Source organism: Acinetobacter sp. YH12049 (genome assembly GCF_013419875.1).
Lineage (GTDB): Bacteria > Pseudomonadota > Gammaproteobacteria > Pseudomonadales > Moraxellaceae > Acinetobacter > Acinetobacter amyesii.
On record NZ_VOZH01000006.1, the window covers coordinates 46766 to 64529 of the forward strand.

Consider the following 17764-nt stretch of genomic DNA (forward strand, 5'->3'; position numbering starts at 1 on the left):
TCTCATGATTAGAGAAATGTAGATCCATTCAACGGATGCAGATCCCCAAATTGTCATGTAGATTTGTTACTATGAGTTATGTTTAAAAGTGAATGGAAAATCAGTGCTGCCATTTAAATTATGGGTGGATGCAGATGCGTTACCACGCATTTTACGTGATGTAATTATTCGGGCTTCTGATCGTTACCATTTAGAAGTCACTTTTGTCGCCAATCAAAATGTTGGGATAACGCCTTCGGTGCGAATTAACTCGATTCAAGTCATGAGTGGGGCAGATGCAGCGGATAAAGAAATTATTCAGCGCATGAAAGAGCACGACATCGTGATGACACAGGATATTCCACTTGCTGCTGAAGTGATTGAGCGGGGCGGTATAGCGATACATCCACGCGGTGAGATTTATACCACAGCAAATGTCAAAGCTCGTCTACATTTACGCGACTTTATGGATACATTACGGGGCGCAGGTGTGCAAACTGGTGGTCCAGCACCGATTTCAGAACGAGATAAGCGCGAATTTTCTAGTAGCTTAGATCAAACCATTCAAAAGCAAAAACGAAAAACGGCGCAGAAGTAAAAACCATGCCATCTAAAACAAATCTAGCGACCACCTATGCGTTGTTGGTCTTTATTTGGTCGACCACGCCACTTGCCATCGTTTGGAGTGTCAGTGATATCAATGCGTTTTGGGCACTGACATTACGCTTTTTTATCGCATTACCCTTGGCTGTCGCATTATTGTTTATTTTTAAACATAAACTGCCGATGGATAAAACCTCGCTGCACAGTTATTTGGCGGGGGCATTTAGTTTTATTGGTTCTCAGATTTTTACCTATATGGCAACGGCCTATCTCAGCTCAGGCATTATTGCCCTGATGTTTGGTTTGGCACCAATTATGACGGGTCTGATCGGTCGTTTCTTCTTTCATACCTATCTGCATCGCTTGCAATGGATTGGGATGTTGATTGCCGTTTGTGGTTTAGCCATTATTTGCTTAGGCGGCAGTGATCAGCACGTACAGCCTGTTGGTATTGTCTTAATGTTAATGAGCGTATTCGTCTACTGTATGTCGATTTTTTGGGTGAAAAAAGTCAATGCACCTTTGCAGCCTATGTCTCAGGCCACGGGTTCGATTCTTATCTCAGCACTATTTTCTGCCGCGATGCTACCGTTTATTTGGCAGTATGCACCGACACAGATGCCTTCGACCAAAGCACTCATTGGCTTATTTTATGCAGTGATTATGGCTTCATTGATTGCAATGTTTTGTTATTTCAAACTGGTACAAAACATCAAGGCGACAACTTTGTCTTTAACAACGGTACTCACACCCATGCTTGCTATGCTCTTTGGTGCTTTACTGAATGATGAAAAATTATCATTGATGGTTTTACTTGGTGCTGTGATTCTATTATCAGGCTTGTTTGTTTATTTTTATAAAGATTTTCGGGCGAACAGAGAGCTCGCCCACAAATTAAAACATTGATTAAAAATCACTCTTTGTTTTGGGTCAGTGCGATACACTCTGCAAGTTTGACGCGGTCTTGAGGGAGCAGTGTGATAAAATAGGCACCCGTACGGTATAAGTTGCTTTCTTCTTCACGGCTATAAACCACTTGCGCAGTTGCCGCAATATGGAAGAAATTTTCAGGGTGGCTTAAGGTCACATGGATATAAGTACCTTCTTTAATCGCGCGTTCGCTAAAAAAGCTCAAACCAGTCTCTGAGAAATTCACATGCTCAGGCACTGGTAACATGCTTTGTACAATTGCGTCGTATAAAGAACCCGTAATAAGGTTTAACTTTTGGTTAAATAAGGATAAGATTCGAGCAATTTGTTGATCTTTCTCAGCTAATTGTTCTAATTCGTAGTTGAGTGCATGATCAAATTGATCTAATTCAGCAAGTAGTAGAAAATAGCGCGGCAATACAAAATTAGGATCGTAAGGATCATTCAGTGCAACATCATCAGAGATAATCTGATAGTTGATGCGCAAAGCAGCATCGATACGCGACATTACACGGCGTTCAGTTTGAACGCTTTGATGCTGTAAATTTTCCATAATATATTACCTCGGACTAGATGGTTATGTTTAAACCAATCTCGCTGTATATAGGGTTGAGATACACTCGCGCTCGGCGCAGTAACCACTTTATTTCTTTTATTGCTCTGGTATCCATGATCGGCCTCACGCTTGGTGTGGCAGTCCTTATTACAGTTTTATCTGTGATGAATGGTTTCGATCGTGAGCTGAAAACTCGTGTCTTAGGAATGATACCTCAAGCCACTGTTTCTTCAACACAAATTTTAACAAATTGGCCTGAACTTGCAAAAAAAATTGAGCAACATGAGCATGTTCAAGGGGTCGCACCATTCACCCAATTACAGGGAATGTTGACGGCACAAGGTCAAGTGTCTGGCATTATGGTCAGTGGGATTGAACCGCAGTATGAAAAAAAGGTATCAATTATCCAAGACCATATGGTGGAAGGCAGTATCGATAACCTGAAAAAAGGTGAGTTTGGTATTGTCCTTGGCAAGCAAATGACAGATGCCTTAGGTTTAGGCTTGAATGACAGTGTGACCTTGGTGCTTCCCGAAGCAACTCCTTCGCCGGCTGGGGTCGTTCCGCGTTTTAAACGATTTAAAATTGTGGGTATTTTCAGTATTGGTGCAGAGGTTGATTCGATGATGGGCTATGTGGCCCTGAACGATGCGTCAACTTTATTAAGACTGCCAGATGGTGCACAAGGCATCCGTATGAAGTTGGATGATATTTTTGCAGCACCACAAGTCTCTCAAGAAATTGTGCGTGATCTACCAGCAAACTTCTATGCTTCAGATTGGACTTATACACACGGCAACCTATTTAGTGCGATTCAAATGGAAAAGGCAATGGTAAGTTTATTGCTGTTCCTGATTGTATTGGTTGCAGCATTTAATATCGTGTCTTCATTGGTGATGGTGGTCACTGATAAAAAATCCGATATTGCCATTTTGCGTACACTAGGCGCTTCACCGGCTACAATCACACGGATCTTCATGGTGCAAGGTACAGTGATTGGGGTGATTGGTACGGTATCTGGGGCGATTTTAGGGATTATCGCTGCATCAAGTATTAGTAATTTAGTCGGTTGGTTGAATACAACATTGGGCTTAAATATGTTTGATGCTTACTTCATCAACTATTTACCGTCTTATTTAAGATGGCAAGATGTTGTGGTGATTGTATCTTTATCATTGGGCCTGAGCTTTATCGCGACAATTTATCCGGCATTACGTGCAGCTAAAGTTCAACCTGCAGAGGCTCTACGCTATGAGTAATTTAGTTTTAGATGCCCAAAACATTACCAAATCTTTTACCGATGGGAAGTCTACAGTCGATGTGATTCGAGGACTTTCATTACAAGTCAAAGCGGGTGAGTTTGTTTCGATTGTGGGGTCAAGTGGTTCTGGTAAAAGTACGTTGTTGCATGTATTGGGTGGCTTAGATCGTCCAACATCGGGTCAAGTGTTGATTAATGGTCAACGCTTTGACACTTTAGGTGAAGCAGAGCGTGGATATATTCGTAATGAGCATTTAGGTTTTGTATATCAATTCCATCACTTACTACCTGAATTTACCGCCTTTGAAAATGTGGCGATGCCATTAATGTTACGGAAGTCGAGTAACTTCAAAGAAGTCAAGCAGCAAGCTGAATACCTGTTGGAACGTGTTGGACTTTCCCACCGCATGACGCACAAACCCGGCGAACTTTCAGGCGGTGAACGTCAACGTGTGGCTTTGGCCCGTGCATTGGTAGCAAAACCTAAGTTGATGATGGCTGATGAGCCAACAGGGAACTTAGACCGAAAAACCGCAGTGAAGATTTTTGAGTTGCTATCTGAGTTGCGTAAAGAATTTAACATGGCCATGTTAATCGTGACCCATGATGAATATTTAGCTCAATCTGCTGATGCGATTTTGCATATGCAAGATGGTTTATGGGTTGATGACTAAGCGCTAAATTGATTTCGCAAAAATTAGTGGATTAAGATTGTTTGATTGAAGCTCACCTCGGTGGGCTTTATTATTGCCAGCACATAATAAAAATAATGATGACTCATGTTGCAAAGCTTTTGTATTGGCTGGATTTTAGGCATTTCTTTTATGGGGTTCATGTTTTGGAATCCACAACTCTCGACAGCTCAGTTGCTTTTTATTGTCCTGATTTGGCTAGTGCTACAGCTCTACATTTCACCAAAACTAAAAAGTATCTTTTCGAAATTCTTACAGCTCAGTACAAATCTTTGCATGGGCGCAGTTCTCGGCTTTAGTTTTGCCAATACTCAACTCGATCAGCGTTTGGCATTGGTTGAACATCAGAGCAGACAAGGCGAGTTTATAGCGTATATTCCACAGATCAGCCAACTCAAAGACCAAGCAATTCAGCAAAAAATTGAAGTGCTCAATCTGAATCAGCAGATTCAATATTTTATGGCGTATTTACCCAATTCAATTTTGCAAAATAATGAACAGACGATTCAGTTGGTCCCTGGACAGTACTACCGTATGTATGGTGAGTTACGACCTACCCAAAGCTATGTGACAGAAGGTGCATTTGACCAAGAGCGGTGGAGCGTACAGCAAAATATACATGCCAGTTTAAAGGTGAAGTCTGTCGAATTGATACCACCCCAACATATGACTGCGATGGGATATGGCCATCAGTATCAACGACATCAAGGTGTGTTGCATCAATTCAAAATAAAAGTCGAACAGCAGCGTTTATATTTAAGAGCGTTTATATACCAACAGCCGCTGCGGAATCATGGCTTACTGCTAGCATTGCTTACAGGTGATAAAAGTTTACTGACTGATGGAACCAGTGAATTATTTCAACGTTTTGGCATGAGTCATTTACTGGCGATTTCTGGACCGCATGTACTGGTTTTTGCCAGTATGTTCTGTTGGGCGATGCAGTTGGGTATCCGTAAATATTGTCCCAAAATCTATCTCAAATGGCCTAAACAATATGTATTGGTCGTGCCCTTTATCTTCTGTGTCCTTGTATATTGTGCATTTACCGGTTTTGAAATACCTGCACTGAGAACGCTGACGATCTGCCTTGTCGCCAGTAGCATGCTGTTGTTACGGCAAACCATTCAGCCTTTTCAACTGCTGGTTTTTAGTGCCGCTATTTTATTGCTAGTGGACCCCTTTAGTATTTTATCCGCAGCATTTTGGTTGTCTTATGGCGCATGCTTTATTTTACTGCGGATTTATCAAACCTTAAGGAAGCATTTACTGGCTCAAACGGACGCCAGTTTTTGGCAAAAGTTAAAGCATTCAATGTGGTTGATGGTGGAATCACAATGGAAAATCTTTGTCGCTTTATTTCCATTGATGGTGATTTTTTTCAAGCAAGTGACTTGGATTAGCCCACTAAGTAATTTATTTGCCATCCCGTGGTTAGGGACTGTGGTGGTTCCTTTAGATATCATCGGAGGGGCACTTTCTTATATTTCTACACCTTTGGCGCATTTGGTTTTTTTATTCAATGATCTGTGTTTGGAAATATTGCATGTGTTTCTCTATGGCTTAGATCGACTCTTTGCACCAAAAATGCACGATGTCGCATTGACGTCAACTCAAATCATACTGTTGATACTCGTTGTAGTAATCTTATTTTTACCTGAAGGTATCTTGCCAAAATATTGGGCGGTCATTGCCTTTTTTGCTCTGTTTATCCCATGGAGAAATTCAGCAAACTTTCAACTTTCAATTCTAGATGTGGGGCAAGGGCAGGCGATCTATATCCGTTCTGTAGATCATCATATGATGGTAGACTTCGGTGGAAACTATGATGAAAGTCAATTTAGTGTCGGGCAAAATATCATCCGGCCATTTTTGAGTGTGAATGGTGTCCATCGACTAGATCGGGTGTTATTGACTCATTTAGATCAAGACCATAGTGGTGGCTTTTTCTCATTGGAGCAACAGCTTGATATCGGGCAGCTTTCAAGTAATGAGCGAGTACAAACCACGAACCAAGCTCCACAGCGTTTATGTCAACGTGGTCAGCAGTGGAATTGGGATCAGCAAGTATATTTTGAAATACTCTCGCCAAAGCCTGAAGATCTGACAGATGCCAAATGGAATGCCAATGAACGTTCTTGTGTTCTATATGTCACGGTCAAAGGCGTCAATGGCCCACGACATTTTCTATTGATGGGGGATGCCGGTTGGGAGACGGAATATCAAATGTTAAGTGATTATCCAGACCTAAAAGTCGATGTCTTGGTGCTTGGACACCATGGTAGTCGGCACAGTTCATCCTATGCGTTTTTAAACCATTTTAAGCCCAAGTTGGCGATTGCTTCCGCAGGTCGCTTTAATCGTTATGGACATCCTGCAAAGATGACCCAAACACGTCTCAAACAATTAGACATTCCACTCTTGCAAACTGCACAAAGTGGAAGTATTCATTTCAAACAAAATAAACAACAAATTGAACTAATTGAAGAGCGTACAAAGTATAAATGGCTCGATCTATATCGCAGGCTATCTAAAGAATCTGAATAGAAAACTGCTTCAAGTGTATTGCTTGAAAATGTCATTCTGTCACATTTTTAATTTTTTGCTGTCTTTGATATTCCTCACGAATATCACGAATGCGTTGAGCGGCTTCCTCATCACTAATATTGTATAGATTTCTCAATTTTGGATTGGCTTTAAAGCGTTTATAGCTCCAGTGATAATGTTCTGGATAACGATGAATTAAATCTTCCACTGCTTTAAAAATAACCATTGAGCCATCATCTGCATTACCTTGATAAATATTGTCATCGATAGGTTCGATATGCATATCAAAACCATGATTATCGTTACGAATGGCATATAGTAAGAGCGCACGTGCTTTGGTTTTTTGAATTAGTTTTGCACTTAAGTTGCTGGTTTTTAGTGGAATACCAAAGTATGGAATCATTTCGCCGCCGGCATTGGGGGTATGGTCTGGCAAGATTACAGTCGTCCCACCTTGTTTTAAGGCTTTGAAAATTTGACGTACACCTGATTCATCCGTAGGAACCAATATTGCTTGCTCACGGCTTCGAGCAGCACGGACAAAATTGTTGGCAGATTCGCTTTTTACCGGCTTGTACATGATGGTCATTTGAGTGTATTGCGCAACCCATGCATTCATGATTTCCCAAGTACCAAAATGTGGTACTACGAGTACAACGCCTTTTTGTAGGGCGAGCGCTTCATGTAAATATTCAGCGCCATGTACGTGATGAATTCGTTGAATATTTTTTTCTGTACTTGCACCCCAAATGTTAAAAAATTCAAAATAAGAACAAAGTTCGTTTCGAATCGCTTGTTTAGTGAGTTGAATGCGAGCTGACTCTGATAATTCAGGCAATGCAATTTTAAGATTGCGTTGAATCGTAGAGTAGGTTTTAGAGATTTTTAAAACATTGACTAACCCAGCCAAACCTTTTGCAATTAATCTTGAAATTTGAATAGGTTGACGGCTGATAAATTTTAACAGGTGATATGTGGTGTCCTGTGAATTTTGGTCGGTCATCTTGTTTAAGTCTGAAAGAAATGAAAGAAAATTTAAAATAATTATAGGGGAAAATGAATTGATTAGACAGTTATAGCGATTAGCGTGTATATAATGACTACAAATTAACGATCAAATGGGTTTTTTTATGTCCGAATGGCCACCAAAACCTGAAGAAAAACAGCAAAGTTCTTCAAACAATATTCAGCAGCCAACTGGAAATGAATGGAAAATATTAGAAAAAGCCGTGCTTTCTTCCGTTGAAGAACAACGTAGAGCACGTAGATGGGGTATATTTTTTAAATTTTTAACCTTTGCTTATTTGCTATTTATTATCATTGCGATGGCAAAAAGTTGCAGCATGTCGTCATCTGATCCAGCAGCGACAGCGGGTTCACATATTGCCGTGGTTGATATCATTGGGACCATTGCAGCGGACAAGCAAAGTGTAAACAGCGCAAATACTATCAAAGCTTTGAAAAAAGCCTATGAAAACAAACAAAGCAAAGCGATTGTTTTAAATATTAATTCACCAGGTGGTTCACCTGTTCAGTCTGATGAAATTTGGCAAGAAATTCAGTACTTGAAAAAAGCCCATACCGATAAAAAACTGTATGCCATTATTGGTGATACAGGCGCTTCAGGTGCGTACTATATTGCTTCTGCCGCAGATGAAATTATTGTCAATCCTTCAAGTTTAGTGGGTTCAATTGGCGTGATCATGCCGAACTATGGCGTTAGTGGTTTGATGCAAAAGTTTGGTGTAGAAGATCGCACCATGACTTCGGGTGAGAACAAAGCGATTTTATCCATGACTCAACCTGTCGATGCTGCACAAAAAGCACATGTTCAAGGTGTACTCGATAACGTTCATGCGCATTTTATTAATGCCGTGAAAGAAGGTCGCGGTAAGAAATTAAAATCGAATGATCCGGCTATTTTCTCAGGTTTATTTTGGACAGGTGATCAGGCTGTGAAGCTGGGTATTGCTGACCGTACAGGTAGTTTAAATAGCCTGAAACGTGAGTTGAAAACTGAAAAAGCTGTGAACTACACCATTGAAAATAGTCCATTTGATTCTGTACTTGGTCGTATGGGAAGTTCATTTGGTCAAGGTTTGGCAAGCGCATTGTCACAACAGGTTCAATCTGAAAACAGCACGAAGTTACAATGAAACCGTTAATTCATTTTGCGCACGCCAATGGCGTGCCATCACTGGTTTATCAAAAATTGTTTGATTTATTGAGTGATGAATATGATGTGATCTATGTGCCGCTACTTGGGCCAGATAAGCGTTACCCAATCGATAACCATTGGAAAAGCTTAACACAGCAAGTCATTGACAGTATTGTACGTCAGGCCAATGGTCGTAAGGTGATTGGATTAGGTCATTCATTAGGTTCGGTTTTAACATTTCAGGCTGCTTTACAACGCCCAGAATTGTTTGAACAAGTGTTAATGATTGATCCGCCTATGATCATGGGGAAAGAGTCTTTTGCTTTGCACATCGCAAAACTCCTCAAACTTAAAGTCCTCGATAAAATGTCCCCAGCAGGATTGTCGAAGCGTCGTCGTGATCATTGGGACAGCCGTGAACAAGCAGCAGAGCTTTTAAGGCCGAAAGGTTTTTATAAAGATTTCGATCCAGACTGTTATCAAGCTTATATTGATCATGCCTTGATGGACGATAAACTGCGTGGTGGGGTGGAATTGACGATTTCACGTGATGATGAGGTTCATATTTTTCGAACCAATCCTTCGCTGTGGTGGTTACCACAGGCTCAACCACAAGTGCCTGTGCAGCAGTTAATTGCAGAGCAGGGGCCATTTTTGGCTCGGCACTTTCCACAAATGGTCGAGAAAAAATTTGCGATTCCATTTAAAGTGGTTGGTGGGAGTCATATGTTTCCATTAGAAAAACCAGTAGAAACGGTGGAGCTGATCAAACAAATGTTAGCGGTTCATGCCAAACATGAATGATTAAATGTAGTCAAATAAAAAACGCATCCAAGGATGCGTTTTTTATTTCTATTTAAAATAGATAAAACTGATTTTAAAACTTGCAGAATTGAACAGGTGCTTGCATCGGTTGATTGCGATATAACACCCCATCAGCAGTATGTTGGATCGTACCATTACAGATCCATTCTGCGACTTGAGGGTAAATCACATGCTCAAGCACGTGAATGCGATCTGCTAGACTTTCAGCATGATCATGCACATTGACTTTAAGCACACCTTGAGCAAGCGCTTGGCCAGCATCTAGCTCTGCAGTCACGTAATGAACTGTACAGCCATGGAAAACATCACCAGTGTTTAACACACGTTGATGAGTATGCATGCCTTTATAATTTGGCAACAAAGAAGGGTGGATGTTAATCATTTTCCCTTCCCATGCTTTGACAAATTTTGAGCTTAAAATGCGCATAAAGCCTGCCAAAATCACCAAGTCAACATCCCAGTCGAGCAGTTGTTGATGCATCACATCATCAAAAGCTTCACGACTTGGATATTGCTTATGTTCAATGACTGCAGTTGCAATATTTGCTTTTCTTGCACGTTGCAGTGCAAAAGCGTCAGGTCTATTGGAAATCACCCCAACGATTTGACCTGATAGATTGGCATCGATCAGGGCTTGCAGGTTAGATCCGCTGCCTGAAACAAGTACAGCAATTTTAATCATGAACGTTGCTTATGCGAAAACTACACGGATTTTTTCGTCAGCGCCTTCAACAGATTCAGCATTATCTGCAATGTGACCCATTGTGAATGCTTTTTCGCCAAGGCTATTGAGTAATTCAACTGTTTTGTCAGCATCGGCTGCATCAACCACGAGAACCATACCTACGCCACAGTTAAATGTGCGGTACATTTCAAATTGTTCAACACCACCTTCTTTTTGAAGTAGTTTGAATAATTCTGGCCATTCCCAAGATGCTTCATTCACTACCGCTTGAGCACCATTTGGCAGTACGCGAGGTAAATTACCCGGTAAACCGCCGCCTGTGATGTGCGCCATAGCGTGTACATCCACTTCTTTCAATAACTGAAGAATTGGTTTTACATAAATACGTGTTGGTTCCATTGCTGTATCTGCAAGTGGACGACCATCAACGATTTGAGTAAGGTCAACATTTTTCACATCTAAAATTTTACGAAGAAGTGAGTAACCGTTTGAGTGTGCGCCAGAAGATGCAACACCAACTAAAACGTCACCCGCTTTAACTTTAGAGCCATCAATAATTTTACTTTGCTCAACTACACCTACGCAGAAACCTGCAAGGTCATAGTCTTCGCCTTCATACATACCTGGCATTTCAGCAGTTTCACCGCCAACCAATGCACAACCTGCAAGTTCACAACCCGCACCGATACCAGTCACAACATTTGCTGCAACGTCAACGTTGAGGTGGCCAGTTGCATAGTAGTCAAGGAAGAACAGTGGTTCAGCACCACATACAAGAAGATCGTTTACGCACATTGCAACCAAGTCTTGACCAATTGTGTCATGACGGTTCAAATTCAATGCTAAACGCAATTTTGTACCAACACCATCTGTGCCAGATACGAGAACAGGTTCTTCATAACCTTTAGGAATTTTACAAAGAGCGCCGAAGCCGCCTAGGCCGCCCATTACTTCAGGACGTGCAGTACGTTTCGCGACAGATTTGATACGATCGACTAACGCGTCGCCCGCTTCAATGTCGACACCTGCATCTTTGTAGCTTAAACCAGTGTTTGGGGTAGAAGTTGAGTTGCTCATAATGAAGTCTCCGCATTCGCGCGGGGATTATAACCTGAATATGCAAAACTCTTATGCTATTTCGCACTAAAATGTTATCTTTATTAAAATATTTTCCTTTCTATAACGATTACATTGAAAAAAGGTGACTTTATATGGGTGATCGCACCTTGCGCCGAATATTTATTCTTGCTGGGATAGCATTGATCATATGGGTTTTATACTTATTAAAGCCTGTAGTTGTTCCTTTTATCGGCGCATTTCTAATTGCATATTTATTTAGCCCTTTAGTCGATAAATTACATAATATTGGCTTGCCGCGCTGGTTATCTATCAGTTTGGTCTTTATTGGAATTGGTGTCGCTATATTCCTTGCAATGTGGTTCCTCGTACCACTGGTATGGGAACAGTTGATGTATGCGAAAAACAATATTCCAAGCAATATTCATTGGGTCAACTATACATTCCTGCCGTGGTTATCAGAGACATTTAATCTTGTACCGATGGAAATTGATACAGAGCAAATGTCAGCAGCGATCATGGAGTATATTCAAACCAACTATAGTGCAGACAGTATCCAAGCCATGTTGTTAAAAGTGGCACAATCGGGTCTGAATTTCATACAGATTGGTGGCACGATTGTGTTAATTCCAATTATTGCCTTCTATTTCCTATTAGATTGGGAACGTATGTTAGAAAACATGCGTCGCCTTATTCCACGCAAATACGAAAAAAACACATTAACCATCGTAGGCGAATGTCATGAAGTTCTAGGCGCATTTGTAAAAGGCCAGTTCTTGGTAATGTTCTTATTGGGCGTTGTATATGCGGTTGGACTTCAATTGGTGGGTATTGAGGTCGGCATCATCATCGGGATGATTGCGGGTTTAGCCAGCATTATTCCGTACTTGGGTTTTGCAGTCGGTATTATTTCGGCAGTTGTGGCATGTCTATTCCAATTCGGTTTGGATTGGGTGCATTTAGCCTTAGTGCTGGTTGTCTTCATGGTGGGACAGGCGATAGAAGGTTATATCCTTCAGCCATTCTTATTGGGCGACAAAATTGGTTTGTCTCCAGTGGCTGTGGTTTTTGCAGTACTTGCAGGCGCACAATTGGCAGGACTGCTCGGAATGCTCATTGCATTACCAGTCGCAGCGATTATTGTGGTGTTATTACGTCATGCGCGTGAAAATTATGAGAAAAGTAATTTATACCGAAATGATGTACTCGTAGTGAATGATGCTGAAATTGGCACATTAAGCGTAGAAACCAATCAAATTGCTGTCGATATCGAGCTCAAAAATCAGTCTGCAAATTCGCTGCAAGATCCTGAAATTTCGAGTAACATTGAACGATCAGAACATAAAGATTGATAAGGCTAAAATATAGATATGCGTCAATTGCAGTTAGATATAGAACCTCAGCTCGATGCCCGAATTAGTGATTTTTCTGGGCCGAGTTGGGGACATGTAATCGATGGTGTACGTCAATTACATGCAGGATTAATGAATCGTTTCTATATCTATGGCGGAGCTGGCACAGGAAAAAGCCATTTACTCTCTGCAATATGTGATTCATATTTAGAAATTGGCAAATCAGCAATTCAAGTTTCATTGCTTGAATTGCTCGATGCGCCCACTGAAGCGATTACTTCGCTCGATCGCTATGATTTGGTGGCTTTAGATGATATTGAAGCCATCAGTGGAGTTCCACATTGGCAAAAAGCCGTTTTTCACCTGATTAACTATAATAACGAAGAAGGTGGTCAATTGGTCTTTTCATCTCGACTGGCGCCAATTGAACTCAAACTTGAACTGCCAGACCTACAATCTAGATTAACTCAGGCTGTTAGTGTGAAAGTGCCGAATGGTAGCTTATACGCAGACCGTCAAGCGCTCGTTAACTCTGTTTTAGCGCGACGTGGCATCCATATGGATCAACAAATTGTGGATTATTTGTTGGCACATGGGCCGCATCAGGCGTCTATTTTACTTCGCTCTTTAGAACAACTGATTCAGATGTTAAAAGGTGAAAAAGTCAAATTGAGTCATGCCAATTTAAGACAAATTTTTGCCCTAATTGATGAATATCGGTAAGCAATAAAAATTCTTGAGTAATTACTCAAGCTGTGACAAAGTACATAAAAATATTTTAATGTTGCAAGGATTGTGCAACTTAAGAATAAAAAGATAAAAAATATTTAAGGAGATGGATATGCTCAAACAGAGCATAGGCATTGGCATGCTTCTCATGGCAGGTCATGCATTTAGCGCAGAAATTACCGTTACAACCACTGAAGATGTTGTAAAGGATGACAAGGAATGTTCACTTCGTGAAGCCATAGAATATATCAATAATGGTATGCCAGAAGCCGGATATAATGGTTGCGGGGGTAAAGACGCCTATGCCTCAATTTCTCTGAAAAAAAATGAAGTTTATAAACTCACTAAAAAAATTGATATTAAAGCGGAACTGAATCTGAAAACGGCGTATGACAGTAACGTCAATGAAGATGTTGTACTCGGTCTTAATAATGCCGTCATTGAAATGACGGGTAAGGATCAAATTTTTAATATTAATGATAGCGAAAAAGAACTACTTGCAATCAATTTTAAAGAAATTTCATTTAAAGGATGTAAGCAAGATCAATGTGCTGATAAAGGCGGAATCATTTTTAATAATGAAAAACTCACACTTGAAAATGTAAAGTTTGAAGATGGCTATGCACGACTTGGTGGTGCAATCTACAATGTTGGATTTTCAGAAGATGGCGCAGCTGTAGCGAGCCGTCTATATATACGAACCACGATTTTTCAAAACAACAAAGCGGTAGATGGCGGGGCAATTTACTCAGAAGCACCGGCTTATGAAATCTATACATCTTTGTTCAAAAATAATGAAAGCAATTCTGGTCGAGCGATTGTTTACAATCAAAATGGGCTCGCAGACATCAGCAAGTTGGTATTCAGTAACCCTCAAAATATCATTGCCAATAGTACCTTTTTCAAAAACAAAGGTTTTGCTGTCAACTTACGTGATGGTTTAGCACTCAATAATATTACAGTACTGAAGAACAGTGGCGGTATCGAACTAAATAGTACCTCTGAGCATGCTTATTTAGCCAATAGTGTGGTGATTGGTAATGCGCTCAGTGGTACCGCTCAAGATTGTAAAGTCTTGAACTCAGGAACAGACCAATCTGTTTTTTATAACAACTTAGTGGCTGCGAGTTGTCCTGTTGGGCCTGCTGCAAATTTAAATGATGTATGGTCTGGGACGAGTTTAATTGCGGGTGAAGATGAAGGTAGCTGTAAAACCTTAACAGAAGATCGTAATGCACTTTTCTGTCCATTTACCACAGCAAATAACGCATTTATTGGTTATTTACGTCCTCGTATTTTATTAGATTACGAAACGATTTTCTCAAGCCCGATATTAAATAAGGGGAAGACCACAGCAGATGGCAATGAGCATCATGTGTATTGTGAGTCTTCTGATCAGCGTGGAAAAAATCGTAATTTGGATGATGTTTGGTGTGATCGTGGTGCCATCGAAATTGTGGTTCCTGTGAGCATGCCTCGATTAGGTAAAGACATACGTACAGGTGAAGTGGCCAAGTTTAATATTTTAGATGCCTTAGGTGACAGTGATTTAATTCCAAAAGAAGAATGTACAAAAGTGATGGGTATGGCAAATCCAACGGGTGAGCCATGGCAAGATGGTTGCCCAATAATTGTACAAAGCACCGAATCTAAAGGTAAATTTACACTGAATTTGAATGGTGATTTTGAATACACGCCAAATGGAAATTGGCATGGCGCAGATATTTTTGAATTGCGTGTGGTGACGTCTTCAACCCGTTTTAATACTTCGGCAAAAAATTATTTAGCTGCAGAAGTGCGTATTTTCCAAGAACCAAACAATGAAATGGAAAGTAAAACCGTTAAAACTTCGGGTGGTGCTCTAGGCTGGGCGAGTATTTTTGCGCTGCTTGGCTTAGTTGGATTTCGTCGCTTTAAAAAATAGTCTGGATAGAATTAAGGACAGCACATGAAAAATTATAAAAAAGGATTGCTGGCGGTCATGGTCCTTGCGGCTATGTCATCTATGGCAGCGACAAGTAACATCATCAAAGTTACGACCTTTGATGATGAAAATGGTGAAAATCTCAATCAATGTTCTTTACGTGAAGCGATTGAAACTGCACGTAAAAACAAATCTTTTGGTGGATGTAATGTCGGTAATCCAAATAATGGGCAGACCGATTATATTCAACTTGAAGCAGGTGAATATCTTCTGACCAAAGGTGAGTTAGTTCCTCTAAATCAGATCGTGATTGAGGGGAAAAGTCGCTTTAACTATGATTCAAAAAATTTACTGACGCAGAAATTTCCTGCCTATGAAGATATTAGAACGACGATTAATGCCCAAGGCAAATCGCGTATTTTTAATACTTCACGCTCAGAAGCCAACTTTATCGTCAATAATGTACGCCTTACTGGCGGGATGGCAGAAGATCGAGGCGGTGCCTTATATTTAGGGGGAGCATTTACCTTAAATAATGGTGCAATAGAAAACTCTCAAGCCAAAGTTGCTGGCGGTGCGATCTACTCCGTTGCGCATAATATGTCGAAGAAAACATTATTGGTGAGCAGTTTAGTTCAGGGCAACATCGCACCTAAAGGAAGTGTTGTTGCTATGGACTGTATCGGGAACTTGGGGGATACCCAGCCTGAAATTGTGTTCCAGCAAAGCAGTATTATTCAAAATGGTTCATCGACGAGTAATAGTGTGATGGACTTCTGTGGAAAGGCCAAAGTTGAATTGACAGCAAATACGATTGCAAAAAACCAAGCAAATCCAAGTGCGGGTAGTATTATCCGTGCCATTTCTCAGGGAACGGATCGTTTAAGTGCTTTTTCTAGCTTCGTTTTAACCAGTAATACAATAGTCGAAAATAATGCGGCTAGTACTTATTATTATGACAATAATGGTGGAAAAGCTTGGTATTTCAATGTGTTGTCCTATAATACTGGTGGTAAGTCTTGTCGTTATCTGAATAATGCTGTACCTGATAATGGTCAAAAGTTTGTTGCGAGTAATAATGCTTTTGAACTGGCAGCTGGGCAGTGTGATTTACCCGAAAGTGTGCTGAATAATACAGAAAGCTTTCTGCAAAACCATGATGTAAGTAGTTATGCTATGGGCACTTTATTAAGCGCCCTACAAACAAAATCTGCTTATAACTTGTATTTACCTTTGTATTACCCGAAAGCGATCGGCAGTGGTTTTGACTTGATCAATCTTGGCTTAGAGGGATGTAGTAAAGCCGATCAACGGGGTATTTTGCGGATTACGAATGGTACCTTGCAGCTATCACCTGCACAACGAAATACTTGTGAGATTGGTTCGGTTGAATTAATGAATTTAACTGCAGCAGATATGGCAGAGATTACCAACGAGTCCTTAGCAGCTATTCAAGAGAAATATCAAAAAACAATTGATGATTTGAAAAAGGATATCGAAGATCCAGATTATGCAGAATACAAAGTTGCCAATCAGGATGATTTAACAAAATACGAAGCGGTATTAAGTGCATTAAAAAATAACCTTAAATATCGTGCGGTTTATTTTGATCCATTCCCAGCATCATTACCTCAAGAAGAGTCTGTGAATGGAAGTGCTGAAACACGACAAATCGCCTTAAATGCTGACAACTACACTGTAACGACTTCACCAATCGGCATTGGCAGTGAAATTACGGTGTCTAGTACAGGCGAAGCAAGTATTGTGGGTAATCCACCACATGACCTGCACTGTGATTGGGATGCGGGAATAAAACAAATCGTTATATATCGCACCAGTGGGGCAACAACAGCGCCTACCGAATACGGTTTTTGTAAATATACGCTAAAACAAAAGACAGGGAGTCAGGCGGAATCCTCTGGTGTAGTACGTGTGGCATTTAAAAATATGACCCCAGTGGCCAAAGCTGCGCAATATACGATTAGTCCGTCAAATAATTTGTCTGTTACCGTCAATAATTTATTAGAAAATGCTAATGATGATGGTGATGGTCCAGTTGCATCTATGCCAGCAGGTAAATCGGTATGGCATAAAAATGAAGAAGGTCAAATTATTCCAATTCGTTTTACGAAAATCCCTGCAGGTTTAAACTTTGAAGCTGAGTATAGTGGCAGTTGTCCGGCAAGTTATCTAAAGGAAACTTGTTACGGTGGAAAAATTACCTTCTCAGTAAAAAATGGCTTCAGTCAGTTCGACTATCCTGTTGAATATAGCGTTATTGATAGTGATGGTATTGCCTCAAGTAATGCAATCCTGACCCTTAAGAATACAGCGAAAAATACCAACTCTTCTTCTAGCGGCGGTGGCTCAATGGGAGTATTTGGACTGTTGGCACTGATTGGTTTAAGTGTGTATCGTCAGCGTCGGTTGAGCAAGTAAGACAATA

General features: G+C 40.6%; 15 protein-coding genes. 11 read left to right on the forward strand and 4 right to left on the reverse strand.

Annotated features, from left to right (window positions below):
• The first annotated feature begins 88 nt into the window (after window positions 1-88).
• A complete protein-coding gene (locus tag FTU05_RS03785) occupies window positions 89-577 on the forward strand; it encodes a YaiI/YqxD family protein (RefSeq protein ID WP_373685259.1) in 489 nt (162 codons plus the stop codon).
• 5 nt (window positions 578-582) lie between these two features.
• Window positions 583-1488, forward strand: coding sequence for a DMT family transporter (locus FTU05_RS03790; protein WP_168378072.1), 906 nt, complete (start codon window positions 583-585; stop codon window positions 1486-1488).
• A 7-nt stretch (window positions 1489-1495) separates the two neighbouring features.
• Here FTU05_RS03790 and FTU05_RS03795 read toward each other — a convergent pair whose 3' ends face one another.
• A complete protein-coding gene (locus FTU05_RS03795; protein WP_078192054.1) occupies window positions 1496-2065 on the reverse strand; it encodes a PilZ domain-containing protein in 570 nt (189 codons plus the stop codon).
• A 26-nt stretch (window positions 2066-2091) separates the two neighbouring features.
• On the opposite strand from FTU05_RS03795, the gene FTU05_RS03800 reads away from it, so the two are divergent.
• The 3 genes from FTU05_RS03800 (at window position 2092) to FTU05_RS03810 (ending at window position 6568) form a co-directional block, all read left to right on the forward strand.
• Window positions 2092-3327, forward strand: a complete 1236-nt coding sequence (locus tag FTU05_RS03800; protein WP_078190389.1) for a lipoprotein-releasing ABC transporter permease subunit — start codon at window positions 2092-2094, stop codon at window positions 3325-3327.
• Complete coding sequence (lolD, locus tag FTU05_RS03805) at window positions 3320-4003, forward strand: lipoprotein-releasing ABC transporter ATP-binding protein LolD (protein WP_111883937.1); 684 nt, start codon at window positions 3320-3322, stop codon at window positions 4001-4003. The genes FTU05_RS03800 and lolD overlap by 8 nt, the downstream gene beginning before the upstream one ends.
• A gap of 105 nt (window positions 4004-4108) precedes the next feature.
• Window positions 4109-6568, forward strand: coding sequence for a DNA internalization-related competence protein ComEC/Rec2 (locus tag FTU05_RS03810; RefSeq protein WP_180164249.1), 2460 nt, complete (start codon window positions 4109-4111; stop codon window positions 6566-6568).
• A gap of 31 nt (window positions 6569-6599) precedes the next feature.
• Here FTU05_RS03810 and FTU05_RS03815 read toward each other — a convergent pair whose 3' ends face one another.
• Window positions 6600-7571, reverse strand: a complete 972-nt coding sequence (locus FTU05_RS03815) for a lysophospholipid acyltransferase family protein (RefSeq protein WP_180008950.1) — start codon at window positions 7569-7571, stop codon at window positions 6600-6602.
• A 127-nt stretch (window positions 7572-7698) separates the two neighbouring features.
• Here FTU05_RS03815 and sppA point away from each other — a divergent pair, with 127 nt between their 5' ends.
• Window positions 7699-8724 (forward strand): signal peptide peptidase SppA, encoded by a 1026-nt coding sequence (gene sppA, locus FTU05_RS03820; RefSeq protein WP_078192397.1) that lies wholly within the window; start codon window positions 7699-7701, stop codon window positions 8722-8724.
• A complete protein-coding gene (locus tag FTU05_RS03825; protein WP_180040185.1) occupies window positions 8721-9530 on the forward strand; it encodes an alpha/beta fold hydrolase in 810 nt (269 codons plus the stop codon). The genes sppA and FTU05_RS03825 overlap by 4 nt, the downstream gene beginning before the upstream one ends.
• Before the next feature lie 73 nt (window positions 9531-9603).
• On the opposite strand, the gene purN is transcribed toward FTU05_RS03825, so the two are convergent.
• Together purN and purM are read right to left on the reverse strand one after the other, a co-directional pair.
• The gene (purN, locus tag FTU05_RS03830; protein ID WP_180040183.1) at window positions 9604-10233 is read right to left on the reverse strand and encodes a phosphoribosylglycinamide formyltransferase; all 630 of its coding nucleotides are present in this window, start codon (window positions 10231-10233) and stop codon (window positions 9604-9606) included.
• Between the two features lie 9 nt (window positions 10234-10242).
• Entirely contained in the window at window positions 10243-11313 is a 1071-nt protein-coding gene (purM, locus tag FTU05_RS03835; protein WP_078190382.1) for a phosphoribosylformylglycinamidine cyclo-ligase, read from the reverse strand.
• Between the two features lie 134 nt (window positions 11314-11447).
• On the opposite strand from purM, the gene cxpE reads away from it, so the two are divergent.
• The 4 genes from cxpE (at window position 11448) to FTU05_RS03855 (ending at window position 17757) form a co-directional block, all read left to right on the forward strand.
• Complete coding sequence (gene cxpE, locus FTU05_RS03840; protein WP_180134607.1) at window positions 11448-12665, forward strand: chloramphenicol efflux transporter CxpE; 1218 nt, start codon at window positions 11448-11450, stop codon at window positions 12663-12665.
• Between the two features lie 18 nt (window positions 12666-12683).
• The gene (hda, locus tag FTU05_RS03845; RefSeq protein WP_078190380.1) at window positions 12684-13388 is read left to right on the forward strand and encodes a DnaA regulatory inactivator Hda; all 705 of its coding nucleotides are present in this window, start codon (window positions 12684-12686) and stop codon (window positions 13386-13388) included.
• A gap of 118 nt (window positions 13389-13506) precedes the next feature.
• Window positions 13507-15318 (forward strand): rhombotarget A, encoded by a 1812-nt coding sequence (gene rbtA, locus FTU05_RS03850; protein WP_180164251.1) that lies wholly within the window; start codon window positions 13507-13509, stop codon window positions 15316-15318.
• A gap of 24 nt (window positions 15319-15342) precedes the next feature.
• Window positions 15343-17757, forward strand: coding sequence for a CSLREA domain-containing protein (locus FTU05_RS03855; protein ID WP_180164307.1), 2415 nt, complete (start codon window positions 15343-15345; stop codon window positions 17755-17757).
• Window positions 17758-17764: the final 7 nt, after the last annotated feature.